Source organism: Desulfitobacterium dichloroeliminans LMG P-21439 (genome assembly GCF_000243135.2).
Taxonomy (GTDB): Bacteria; Bacillota; Desulfitobacteriia; order Desulfitobacteriales; family Desulfitobacteriaceae; genus Desulfitobacterium; species Desulfitobacterium dichloroeliminans.
Genome location: NC_019903.1, coordinates 2589784 through 2602347, shown reverse-complemented (window position 1 = coordinate 2602347; position 12564 = coordinate 2589784). Strand labels below are relative to the sequence as shown.

Below are 12564 nucleotides of genomic sequence, written 5' to 3'. Positions count from 1 at the left end.
AATTGATATCGGGAACCGCACTCAACTTTCCCTCATATACTGGATAGTAGTCATGGGACACAGTCTCAAAGGGGGCTTAAAGATGAGTGCGGGTTTAACTGGAATTCGACTAGCTGTAATTGGAGGGGATGACCGAGAAATTTATATGATCCCAGAGCTGCAAAGACTCGGTGCCTACATAGTCGGGGTCGGATTTGAAAAGGCAGCTCCGATGGAAGGAGTAACTCTACTTTCTTCACCTATAGAAGCGGTGGCGAAGGCAGATGTTTTGCTTTTTCCAATGTATGGTACTGATGAACGCGGCGGTGTCAAAGCTAAGTATTCGGAGTCAGCTATTGTGCTGAACAAGGAATTTTTGAAAGAGGTTCCACCCCATGTGCCCCTTTTTATTGGCTGGGCTCGACCCGCTTTAAAATCTGCAGCAGAGTTGTTGGGGATTCAGGTTGTGGAGACAGCGAATCTTGACCAACTTGCAATTCTTAATTCCATTCCATCGGCTGAAGGGGCCATACAAATGGCCATGGAAGCATCACCTTTGACAATCCACGGCAGTGAAAGCTTTGTGCTTGGCTTAGGAAGATGTGGATGGACACTTGCCCGGACATTAAGGGGTATGGGAGCTCATGTCACAGGAGTCGCTCGTAAACCTGCGGATTTAGCAAGGGCGATAGAAATGGGGCTGGAAGCAATTCATTTTTCTGACTTGGAAGATAGGGTCGGGAAAGCGGATATGATTTTCAACACCGTCCCCCACCAGATCCTTGACAAAGCGCTTCTAGAGAAATTGAATAAAGAAGCGGTTATTATTGACATTGCTTCTATTCCCGGCGGCACGGATTTCGAATATGCGAAGGTTTTAGGCATCAAAGCTTTGCTTGCGCCTGGTTTGCCTGGTAAGGTTGCTCCCAAAGCAGCAGGGAAAATATTAGCTCAAGTTTACCCGCAACTTATTCTTCGCCACCTGACCACAAGTATGAATACTTCTTTAAGGTTAAGAAGTGGAGGTGACGAAGTATGAAATTAGACGGGTTAAAGATTGGCTTTGCAGTCACAGGCTCCCATTGCACCTTACATGAAATCACTGGGGTCATGCGTAAGATGGTCGAAGAAGGAGCGGATTTGACTCCCATCATCTCCTATGCTGTAGATACAATGGATACTCGGTTCGGCAAGGCGGAAGATTGGAAGAGCAAATTTGAAGAAATAACTCAAAAGAAAGTAATCCAAACCATTCCAGACGCGGAGCCGATAGGGCCTCAGAAAAAATTTGACTGTCTGCTGATTGCACCATGTACAGGGAATACATTGGCGAAATTAAGCAATGGAATCACAGATACTCCGGTGCTTATGGCAGCAAAGGCTCATCTTCGTAACCAGCGGCCTTTAGTGATTGCCATCTCAACGAATGACGGACTTGGTATAAACGCAAGGAATATTGGAACACTTTTATGTACAAAAAATTTATTTCTCGTTCCATTTGGGCAGGATAGCCCAGCTACAAAAGCGAATTCATTAGTGGCGCATATGGATATGATTCCAGATACAATCCTAATGGCCTGTGAAGGGAAACAAATTCAACCTATTTTAGTTGATTATCACTAAAAACTCAGACGGATCGCCTTGATTATGGTGCTGTGCTTTTAGGGCAGCACCATCTTCATACATCCGATGCAGAGATCTAAGGAGGATCATTTATGCCGAATGTTGCAATTGTTGGTGCTACAGGTGCAGTTGGACAAGAATTCTTGAAGATTCTTGCTGAGAGGAACTTCCCCGTGGGGGAATTACGCTTGTTAGCAACGAAGCGTTCTGCGGGTAAGAAGATGGTTTGGCAAGGAAGGGAGATCGAAGTTCAAGAAACAACTCATGATAGCTTCAAGGGGATTGATATAGCTTTATTTGCCGGTGGGTCATCCAGTGCGGAATATGCTCCCTCGGCAGTGAAGAGCGGAGCTGTGGTCATTGACAACAGCAGTGCCTATCGCCTTGACCCAGACGTTCCTCTTGTCGTGCCTGAGGTCAATCCAGATGATGTAAAGTGGCATAAAGGGATCATTGCTAATCCTAACTGTTCGACAATTATTATGGTCGTAGCCATGAAACCCATCTTTGATCTAGCTGGGATTAAGAGAGTAGTCGTATCTACTTATCAAGCGGTTTCTGGGGCAGGTCGTGAGGGGATCGAAGAATTGGAAAATCAAGTCCGCAGTTGGGCAAACGGAGATGAATTGAAGAATCACACCTTCCCCTATCAAATCGCTTTCAACGTCATTCCACGGATTGATGTGTTCCAAGAAGGAGATTATACCAAAGAAGAGTGGAAGATGGTCAAGGAGACCCAAAAGATATTCCATGTAGATGATATGGCGATTACAGCTACCACAGTTCGTGTGCCTATTCTAAGAAGTCATTCCGAGTCCATTAACATAGAAACAGAAAGAAAAGTAGCTATAGAGGAAGTTAAGACCGCTTTCCAGAAAGCCCAGGGTGTGATTGTGGTCGATAATCCGGCAGAAGATCAATATCCCATGCCTTGGTTTTCTTCAGATAGCGATGAAGTCTATGTAGGGCGTATTCGCCAAGACTTTTCAATCGAGAATGGGATTAACCTTTGGGTTGTCGGTGACCAGATTCGCAAAGGTGCGGCAACCAATGCCGTACAGATTGCCGAACTCTTATTATAGAAAATAATAGATAGCTTTTGGCGTCAGGAGGAGTACAGGTGCGTGTTTTAGTCCAAAAGTTTGGGGGAACTTCGGTATCTAGTGCTGAACGTCGTGCTCAAGTTGCCGCAAAAATCTCTGAAGCGGTGCGGGAAGGGTATTCACCTGTGGTTGTGGTGTCTGCCATCGGGCGCAGTGGTGACCCATACGCCACAGACACCTTTATCAATATGGTAAAAGGAATCGCGGTTGAATCTCCTAAGCGAGAAATGGATTTACTCATGAGCTGTGGAGAAATTATATCCGGAGTTGTCTTGACCAGTACTTTAAAGGATTTAGGTCTCGACGCTGTCTTGTTGACCGGAGGGCAAGCGGGGATTATTACTAATAATTGTTTTGGCGATGCTCGAATTATTCGTGTAGAACCAAAGAACATTCTTAATCATTTAGAGGCAGGACGCATTGTCGTCGTCGCAGGTTTCCAAGGGGTTACGGAAGATGGTCAGATTACGACCTTAGGCCGCGGAGGAAGTGATACCACAGCCGCCGCCCTTGGGGTAGCGTTAGATGCAGAGGATATCGACATCTATACAGATGTGGAAGGGATTATGACCGCCGATCCACGCATTGTTGAAGATGCCCGTATCTTAGATGTAGTAACCTACAACGAGATTTGCCATCTCGCCCATCAGGGAGCAAAGGTAATCCATCCCCGTGCCGTTGAAATTGCTATGCAACGTAATATACCCATTAGAATTAAATGTACTTTTTCAGATGCTCCCGGTACCCTAGTTACCTGTTTGCAGCCGGATATGGGTGTCGGAACAGATATAACGGGGGATCGAACGACCACAGGAATTGCCTATACACCTAACGTAACCCAAATACAAGTACCTACTGTAGATATTCCCGATCAATTGCAAGCCAATAAACAGATATTTAAGGGCATGGCATTGGCAGATATCAGCGTAGACTTTATTAGTGTTCAACCTGAGGGTGTACTTTTTACCGTGCCAGATGATTTAGCTGAAAAGGCTGTAAAGATCCTAGAGAACTTAGGATTCAATCCCTCATCTGTACCAGGATGTGCCAAAGTATCTGTGGTTGGGGCCGGTATTGCAGGAGTACCTGGTGTCATGGCTGACTTAGTGCATGCATTATCGGATGCGGGAGTTCGTATTCTCCAATCAGCAGACTCTCATACTACAATATGGGTTCTTGTGAATAAAGAGGATATGATTTTGGCTGTGCAAGCACTCCATAAGAAGTTTCTATTAGGCACATGATAAAAACTAGTAAATGAGGAGCTGAAAAGTATGGCCTTAAATAGAATTATGACGGCAATGGTCACTCCCTTTGATGAGAAAATGGAAGTTAATTATGCCGAGGCAGAGAGATTAGCTCTTTACCTCATAGAACATGGTTCTGATGGGATTGTCGTATGTGGCACCACAGGTGAATCGCCAACGGTTACGGCCGATGAGAAGCTTGAACTTTTTAGAGTGGTCAAAAAAGCAGTGGGCAATAAGGCTACAGTAATAGCCGGTATTGGTTCAAATACAACAGAAGGTAGCATCAGTCTAGCTCGTAAAGCTGAAGCTACCGGGGTTGATGGGCTTATGGCCGTTGTGCCATACTACAACAAGCCTTCTCAAGAGGGTATGTTCCAGCATTTTCGCGCTATTGCTGAAGCTACAAGCTTGCCTCTGATGGTGTACAATATTCCAGGGAGAACGTCTGTTAATCTCTTTCCAGAAACAGTGCGCAGACTCAGCGAGATTCCCAATATCACATCCATTAAGGAAGCTGCCGGTTCTATGGACCAGGTCAGTGAACTGAAGCGTATTTTACCGGGTGACTTTGTGGTCTATAGTGGGGATGATTCCTTAACCATACCCATGCTTGCCTTAGGTTGTAGCGGGGTCATTAGCGTTGCGGCACATGTTGTCGGCGATGAAATGAGGAAGATGGTAGAGGCTTGGTTCGCTGGGGACCTCCAAACTGCTCTTCAGTGGCATTTGAAGCTTATGCCCATGTTTAAAGGTGTATTTGTAACTACGAACCCCGTTCCTGTAAAATACCTACTAAAGAAAGTTGGCATCAACGCCGGTGGAGTAAAACTTCCACTCGTTTGTGCATCTCCCAAGGAGGAAGCTTTCTTAGATAACCTTTATCAAGAAATTAAAGGATAATGTCAGCGGCTAGACAATTCATTGTTGATTTGAGATATGAGCAGAAATTCACCGTTATTTCGGTCGAATTTCTGCTTTTTCTTACTCTTGTTATTCCTTTATATATTAGCTATAATAAGACCAATGTATTGTGCGGTGAGTTTAATATTATTTCACGGAATACCGGCGAGTACCAAGGGCGTTGTATTCGTTACGGCATTTCGAATCTTTTTTGTTCCATTTTTGCGAATATAAAAAGTATCTAGAAATAGGCACAATAAAGCTATCATAAGGAAAAATATGGTGGAGGTGTAATAGTTTGCCAAAAGAACATAAAGTTCAGATTATCCCATTAGGCGGTTTAGGCGAGATCGGTAAAAATATGACCGTGATTCGCTATGATAATCAAATGATCGTTATTGACGCGGGTTTAGCTTTTCCTGAAGAAGAAATGTTGGGGATTGATGTTGTTATACCAGATTACTCCTATCTCTTAGAACATAAAGAAATGGTTCAAGGAATACTAGTAACGCATGGACATGAAGATCATATTGGAGCGTTACCTTATCTGTTAAAGGATTTGGATGTCCCTCTTTATGCCACTCGTTTAACCTTAGGAATCATTCAATCGAAATTAAAAGAAGGAAATTTAAATGGTATAAAAACAACGGTCGTCCAACCTAGAGATACAGTAAAAATGGGTGTTTTTAAAGTAGAGTTTTTAAGTGTCAATCATAGCATTCCTGACGCGGTGGCCATAGCAATCCATACTCCTCTTGGAACCATAGTGCATACTGGTGATTTTAAAGTAGATCATACTCCGGTCACGGGCGAAAAATTTGATGTTCATAAATTCTCTGAACTGGGTGACAGAGGCGTTCTTTGCTTAATGTCGGATAGCACCAATGTGGAGCGCCCCGGTTTTACCAAGTCTGAACGAAGCGTTGGTCACATGCTTGAGGAAGCATTTAAAGGAGCCAAGGACCGCATCATCATTGCCAGCTTTGCTACCAATGTGCACAGACTACAGCAAGTGATTACAGCAGCCTATAATACCAGCCGTAAGGTGGCGGTCGTCGGACGAAGTATGATTAACATTGTGGCGATAGCCTCTGAATTAGGCTATCTAAAAATTCCCGAGGGCACATTGGTCGACGTGGACGAAATCGTCAACTTACCAGGCAACCAAGCCTGTATTTTAACCACCGGTAGTCAAGGCGAACCGATGTCAGCTTTAACACGTATGGCCATGAGCGACCATCGGCGTATTGAGATTCAACCGGGGGACACCGTCATCATTTCTGCTAACCCGATTCCGGGTAACGAAAAATCAGTATCAAAAACAATCGATCTCTTATTCAAATTAGGGGCCAATGTCATCTATGAATCGTATCAAGGGATGCATGTTTCAGGGCACGCTAGCCAAGAAGAACTAAAGCTCATGCTTAATATGATTCGTCCCCAATATTTCATTCCTGTTCATGGCGAATACCGTATGCTTATTAAGCATGCGGAGCTAGCTGAACAGTTGGGAATTGCGAGAGAGAATACTTTTGTTGCCGATAATGGCACGATTATCGAATTCACTCGCTATGGAGCAAGTATTGCCGGTAAGGTACAAGCAGGTAAAGTGCTCATCGATGGACTTGGGGTCGGTGATGTCGGTAATATTGTGCTGCGTGATCGCAAGCAGCTTTCTCAAGATGGAATCTTGATTGTGGTGATGACCATTAGCCGTACTTCAGGTGCAATCGTCGCAGGTCCAGATATAGTGACCCGTGGCTTTGTGTATGTGCGTGAATCAGAATTGATGCTTGACGAAGCAAAAGAAAAGGTAAGACAGACTATGACGCGCTTAAGAGAAAATCATGTTTCCGAATGGGCAGTGCTAAAAGGTCAAGTCCGTGAAACGTTGAGTAAACATTTTTATGAAAAAACACGCCGCCGTCCAATGATTCTACCCATTATTCAAGAAGTCGAGTAGTCTATCTCTGCGCGCAGGTTTGAGAGAGCTTATAGGGCTCTCTTCATACTAAGCTGCAGACAAGTTTTAGAATGAATATTCTGGTATCTAGGGTGTGAATAATAATGGAGGTTCAGATGTTGGTTAAAAGCTAAAGAGATAAACAACAGTACTAACAGATTAAAAACCTTATCTAAAAAACAGTTCTGAAAAACAGTTGACAGGGGTCGCTCTCCGGTGGTATTATAACAAAGTTGCCGCTGGGGAAACCCCAACGGAGAAACAACAAAAGAATAGATTCTAAAAAAGATATTGACTTCCAAGTCAAACTCTGATAGAATCTATAAATGTCGCCACTAAGTGCGACGGCGCCGAAATGAGTCACCAAGAGTGGCGAAAATAGGAGCCAAGATGGTCTTTGAAAACTAAACAACAAGGAACAGCCAATGACTCGTCAATGAGTAAAGACAATTTGAGCAATCAAATTTTCTTCATAAATTTTATGGAGAGTTTGATCCTGGCTCAGGACGAACGCTGGCGGCGTGCCTAACACATGCAAGTCGAACGGACTAGCGTTTAGCACTGAGTGTTCAGTGATGTTGGATAAAGCGAGAGCTCGAACGAAGAGAGAGCTCCACGCAATATAGAGTACCAACACAGTGGATTAGAAAAGAACACTGAGTGCTAGACGTTAGTTAGTGGCGGACGGGTGAGTAACGCGTGGATAACCTACCCATTAGACCGGGACAACCCTTGGAAACGAGGGCTAATACCGGATAAGAATATTTCGCGGCATCGCGAGATAAGGAAAGATGGCCTCTGAATATGCTATCGTTAATGGATGGATCCGCGTCTGATTAGCTAGTTGGTGGGGTAAAGGCCTACCAAGGCGACGATCAGTAGCCGGCCTGAGAGGGTGAACGGCCACACTGGGACTGAGACACGGCCCAGACTCCTACGGGAGGCAGCAGTGGGGAATCTTCCGCAATGGACGAAAGTCTGACGGAGCAACGCCGCGTGTACGACGAAGGCCTTCGGGTTGTAAAGTACTGTCTTCAGGGACGAACGGTATTTATGTAAATAATGTAGATACATGACGGTACCTGAGGAGGAAGCCCCGGCTAACTACGTGCCAGCAGCCGCGGTAATACGTAGGGGGCAAGCGTTGTCCGGAATCATTGGGCGTAAAGGGCGCGTAGGCGGATAATTAAGTCTGGTGTGAAAACCTAGGGCTCAACCCTGGGACTGCATCGGAAACTGGTTATCTTGAGGACAGGAGAGGAAAGTGGAATTCCACGTGTAGCGGTGAAATGCGTAGATATGTGGAGGAACACCAGTGGCGAAGGCGACTTTCTGGACTGTAACTGACGCTGAGGCGCGAAAGCGTGGGGAGCAAACAGGATTAGATACCCTGGTAGTCCACGCCGTAAACGATGAGTGCTAGGTGTAGAGGGTATCGACCCCTTCTGTGCCGCAGTTAACACAATAAGCACTCCGCCTGGGGAGTACGGCCGCAAGGTTGAAACTCAAAGGAATTGACGGGGGCCCGCACAAGCGGTGGATTATGTGGTTTAATTCGACGCAACGCGAAGAACCTTACCAAGGCTTGACATCCTACGAATCCTGAGGAAACTTAGGAGTGCCCTTCGGGGAGCGTAGAGACAGGTGGTGCATGGTTGTCGTCAGCTCGTGTCGTGAGATGTTGGGTTAAGTCCCGCAACGAGCGCAACCCCTATGTTTAGTTGCTAACGAGTAAGGTCGAGCACTCTAGACAGACTGCCGGTGACAAACCGGAGGAAGGTGGGGATGACGTCAAATCATCATGCCCCTTATGTCTTGGGCTACACACGTAATACAATGGCCGGTACAGACGGAAGCGAAGCCGTGAGGTGAAGCGAATCCGAGAAAGCCGGTCTCAGTTCGGATTGTTCTCTGCAACTCGAGAACATGAAGTCGGAATCGCTAGTAATCGCAGGTCAGCATACTGCGGTGAATACGTTCCCGGGCCTTGTACACACCGCCCGTCACACCACGAAAGTCTGCAACACCCGAAGCCGGTGAGGTAACCCGAAAGGGAGCTAGCCGTCGAAGGTGGGGCCGATGATTGGGGTGAAGTCGTAACAAGGTAGCCGTATCGGAAGGTGCGGCTGGATCACCTCCTTTCTAAGGAGACATGCTTGACTTTTAGTTGAGCATATCCTAAGGTCGAGCTCTGGATGACGTCACGCAAGTGAAACGAGGTCAGAGTGGTAGAAGTCCTAGAGACTTCTAAAAATGCCGAAGAGGCGAAACAGGGGAACTGAATAAGTAAACCTGATAAACGAGAAATGAAACTGTTTTAAGCGAAAGCTACTTGTTGTTTAGTTTTGAGGGACCAGCAATGGAAACTCACTATTTTTTGACCAAATCTAAGTTATAAGGGTTTGCTTTGTAAGAAGTGAATTTTTGTAACTAAAGTGATGGACAAAGGATTGTTGTTCTTTGAAAACTGCACAGAGAAGAAATAACTGTAAATTAGGATTACATCTAAAACCTAGAAGTGGCGGCGTAAAAATGTTTGGTCAAGCTACTAAGGGCGTACGGTGGATGCCTAGGCGCTAAGAGTCGAAGAAGGACGCGGCGAGCGGCGAAACGCCACGGGGAGCAGTAAGCATGCATTGATCCGTGGATATCCGAATGGGGCAACCCATCCAGAGTCATATCTGGATATCTTAAGCTGAATACATAGGTTTAAGAAGACAACCCGGGGAACTGAAACATCTAAGTACCCGGAGGAAGAGAAAGAATAATCGATTCCCTGAGTAGCGGCGAGCGAAACGGGAAGAGCCCAAACCGAACCCTTCGGGGATCGGGGTTGTAGGACCCTCTTTTAGGGATGAATTTCTAGCTGAAGCGATCTGGAAAGGTCGAGCAAAGAAGGTAACACTCCTGTAAGCGAAAGAAAGACATTCTGTGAGGGTATCCTGAGTACCGCGGGACACGTGAAACCCCGTGGGAAACTGGGAGGACCACCTCCCAAGGCTAAATACTCCTTAGCGACCGATAGCGAACCAGTACCGTGAGGGAAAGGTGAAAAGCACCCCGGGAGGGGAGTGAAAGAGAACCTGAAACCGTACGCTTACAAGCAGTCAAAGCACCCTTGAGGTGTGATGGCGTGCCTTTTGTAGAATGAACCGGCGAGTTACGGTATGTAGCGAGGTTAAGACGAGAAGTCGGAGCCGGAGCGAAAGCGAGTCTGAATAGGGCGATTAGTTACATGCTGTAGACCCGAAACCGTGTGATCTACCCATGGACAGGGTGAAGGTGAGGTAAAACTCACTGGAGGCCCGAACTCACTGTCGTTGAAAAGGCAGGGGATGAGCTGTGGGTAGCGGAGAAATTCCAATCGAACACGGAGATAGCTGGTTCTCCCCGAAATAGCTTTAGGGCTAGCCTCAATTGATGATTCTTGGCGGTAAAGCACTGAATAGGCTAGGGGCCTTACCGGGTTACCGAACCTTATCAAACTCAGAATGCCAAGAATTTAGATTGGGAGTCAGACTGTGGGGGATAAGCTTCATAGTCAAAAGGGAAACAGCCCAGACCATCAGCTAAGGTCCCAAAGTATACGCTAAGTGGAAAAGGATGTGGAATTGCATAGACAACCAGGATGTTGGCTCAGAAGCAGCCACCATTTAAAGAGTGCGTAATAGCTCACTGGTCGAGTGGTTCTGCGCCGAAAATGTAACGGGGCTCAAGCGTATCACCGAAGCTATGGCTTGGAACGGAATTATTAAGTCTTTAGATTAGAGCATAAGAAGAGAGTTGCATCAGGAATTTTGCTTCCGATGAGGAAGACAAAAGCTTAAATAAGAGCAAAATTTCCAAATGTCCTCGGGGGCTCAAGGAGAGTAAACACTCCAAAGAAAGGCTAAGGGTTTAATAATTCCGTTCCAGGGGTAGGGGAGCGTTCCATCAGCAGAGAAGCTCAACTGTAAGGTTGTGTGGAGTGGATGGAAGTGAGAATGCCGGTATGAGTATGCGAAAAGGTGAGTGAGAATCTCACCCGCCGAAAACCTAAGGATTCCTGGGGAAGGCTCGTCCGCCCAGGGTAAGTCGGGACCTAAGCTGAGGCCGAAAGGCGTAGGCGATGGACAACTGGTTGAGATTCCAGTACCACTCTTAAGCGTTTGAGCAATGGGGTGACACAGAAGGATAGGTTAAGCGTGCCGTTGGTTGAGCACGCCCAAGCCCTTAGGGTGTGAGATAGGCAAATCCGTCTCACAATAGCCTGAAAGGTGATGGGGAGCGAAAACAAGTAGCGAAGTAACCGACTCCAAGCTGTCAAGAAAAGCCTCTAGTGAGCAAGAGAGTGCCCGTACCGTAAACCGACACAGGTAGGTAAGGAGAGAATCCTAAGGCGCGCGAGAAAACCCTCGTTAAGGAACTCGGCAAAATGACCCCGTAACTTCGGGAGAAGGGGTGCTCTAGCAATAGAGCCGCAGAGAAGAGGTCCAGGCGACTGTTTATCAAAAACACAGGTTCCTGCCAATCTGAAAAGAGAAGTATAGGAGCTGACGCCTGCCCGGTGCTGGAAGGTTAAGAGGAGAGGTTAGCCGCAAGGCGAAGCTTTGAATTGAAGCCCCAGTAAACGGCGGCCGTAACTATAACGGTCCTAAGGTAGCGAAATTCCTTGTCAGGTAAGTTCTGACCCGCACGAAAGGCGTAACGATCTGGACACTGTCTCAACGAGGGACTCGGCGAAATTGTAATACCCGTGAAGATGCGGGTTACCTGCGACAGGACAGAAAGACCCCATGGAGCTTTACTGTAGCTTGACATTGGACTTTGGTATGAAATGTACAGGATAGGTGGGAGACTAAGAAGCTAGGGCGCCAGCCTTGGTGGAGTCAATGGTGGGATACCACTCTTTTTGTACTGAAGTTCTAACTTAGACCCCTGAATCGGGGTTGAGGACCGTGTCAGGTGGGCAGTTTGACTGGGGCGGTCGCCTCCTAAAGAGTAACGGAGGCGCCCAAAGGTTCCCTCAGCGCGGATGGAAATCGCGCGAAGAGTGTAAAGGCAGAAGGGAGCTTGACTGCGAGACCAACAAGTCGAGCAGGGACGAAAGTCGGGCTTAGTGATCCGGTGGTACCGAGTGGAAGGGCCATCGCTCAACGGATAAAAGCTACCCTGGGGATAACAGGCTTATCTCCCCCAAGAGTCCATATCGACGGGGAGGTTTGGCACCTCGATGTCGGCTCATCGCATCCTGGGGCTGTAGTAGGTCCCAAGGGTTGGGCTGTTCGCCCATTAAAGCGGTACGTGAGCTGGGTTCAGAACGTCGTGAGACAGTTCGGTCCCTATCCGTCGCAGGCGCAGGAAATTTGAGAGGAACTGACCCTAGTACGAGAGGACCGGGTTGGACGGATCACTGGTGTACCAGTTGTCTCGCCAGAGGCACAGCTGGGTAGCTATATCCGGATCGGATAAGCGCTGAAAGCATCTAAGCGCGAAACCGGCCTCAAGATGAGATTTCCCACAGCATAAGCTGGTAAGACCCCTGAAAGATGATCAGGTAGATAGGCCCGAAGTGGAAGTGCCGCGAGGTATGGAGCTGACGGGTACTAATAGGTCGAGGGCTTGACCTAACAAGACGCCATGAAAGGTGACTCACTGAAGGGCTCAAATCTGCAGTGAGGAAGATGGAATCTAAAGTTTACAGTTATATAAGATCTGTGTAGTTTTGAGGGAACAGGGTCCCGAGAGGGACGCTATAACTTCAACG

Annotated in this window: 6 protein-coding genes and 2 rRNA genes; all 8 read left to right on the top strand. The window is 46.9% G+C overall.

The genetic code is table 11. The annotated features are described in order from the left end of the window. Positions 1 to 82 precede the first annotated feature (82 nt). Positions 83 to 1018, top strand: coding sequence for a dipicolinate synthase subunit DpsA (gene dpsA, locus DESDI_RS12365; RefSeq protein WP_015262952.1), 936 nt, complete (start codon positions 83 to 85; stop codon positions 1016 to 1018). Further along, complete coding sequence (locus DESDI_RS12360; RefSeq protein ID WP_015262951.1) at positions 1015 to 1602, top strand: dipicolinate synthase subunit B; 588 nt, start codon at positions 1015 to 1017, stop codon at positions 1600 to 1602. The genes dpsA and DESDI_RS12360 overlap by 4 nt, the downstream gene beginning before the upstream one ends. Positions 1603 to 1694: 92 nt before the next feature. After that, positions 1695 to 2684, top strand: a complete 990-nt coding sequence (locus tag DESDI_RS12355; RefSeq protein ID WP_015262950.1) for an aspartate-semialdehyde dehydrogenase — start codon at positions 1695 to 1697, stop codon at positions 2682 to 2684. A 38-nt stretch (positions 2685 to 2722) separates the two neighbouring features. Next, complete coding sequence (gene dapG / locus DESDI_RS12350; protein ID WP_015262949.1) at positions 2723 to 3949, top strand: aspartate kinase; 1227 nt, start codon at positions 2723 to 2725, stop codon at positions 3947 to 3949. Between the two features lie 30 nt (positions 3950 to 3979). Then, positions 3980 to 4855: a 4-hydroxy-tetrahydrodipicolinate synthase gene (gene dapA / locus DESDI_RS12345; protein WP_015262948.1), complete on the top strand. Its 876-nt coding sequence runs from the start codon at positions 3980 to 3982 to the stop codon at positions 4853 to 4855. 298 nt (positions 4856 to 5153) lie between these two features. Next, positions 5154 to 6818 (top strand): ribonuclease J, encoded by a 1665-nt coding sequence (locus DESDI_RS12335; protein ID WP_015262946.1) that lies wholly within the window; start codon positions 5154 to 5156, stop codon positions 6816 to 6818. Between the two features lie 478 nt (positions 6819 to 7296). Then, positions 7297 to 8960, top strand: a 16S ribosomal RNA gene (locus DESDI_RS12330). Positions 8961 to 9356: 396 nt separating this feature from the next. After that, positions 9357 to 12427: ribosomal RNA gene (locus DESDI_RS12325) — 23S ribosomal RNA — on the top strand. The 16S and 23S rRNA genes sit together here, the layout of an rRNA operon. Positions 12428 to 12564 lie beyond the last annotated feature (137 nt).

Coding starts and splice junctions, on each gene's coding strand:
- dapA (WP_015262948.1), top strand. CDS start 3,980: ATGGCCTTAAATAGAATTATGACGGCAATGGTCACTCCCTTTGATGAG.
- DESDI_RS12360 (WP_015262951.1), top strand. CDS start 1,015: ATGAAATTAGACGGGTTAAAGATTGGCTTTGCAGTCACAGGCTCCCAT.
- DESDI_RS12355 (WP_015262950.1), top strand. CDS start 1,695: ATGCCGAATGTTGCAATTGTTGGTGCTACAGGTGCAGTTGGACAAGAA.
- dpsA (WP_015262952.1), top strand. CDS start 83: ATGAGTGCGGGTTTAACTGGAATTCGACTAGCTGTAATTGGAGGGGAT.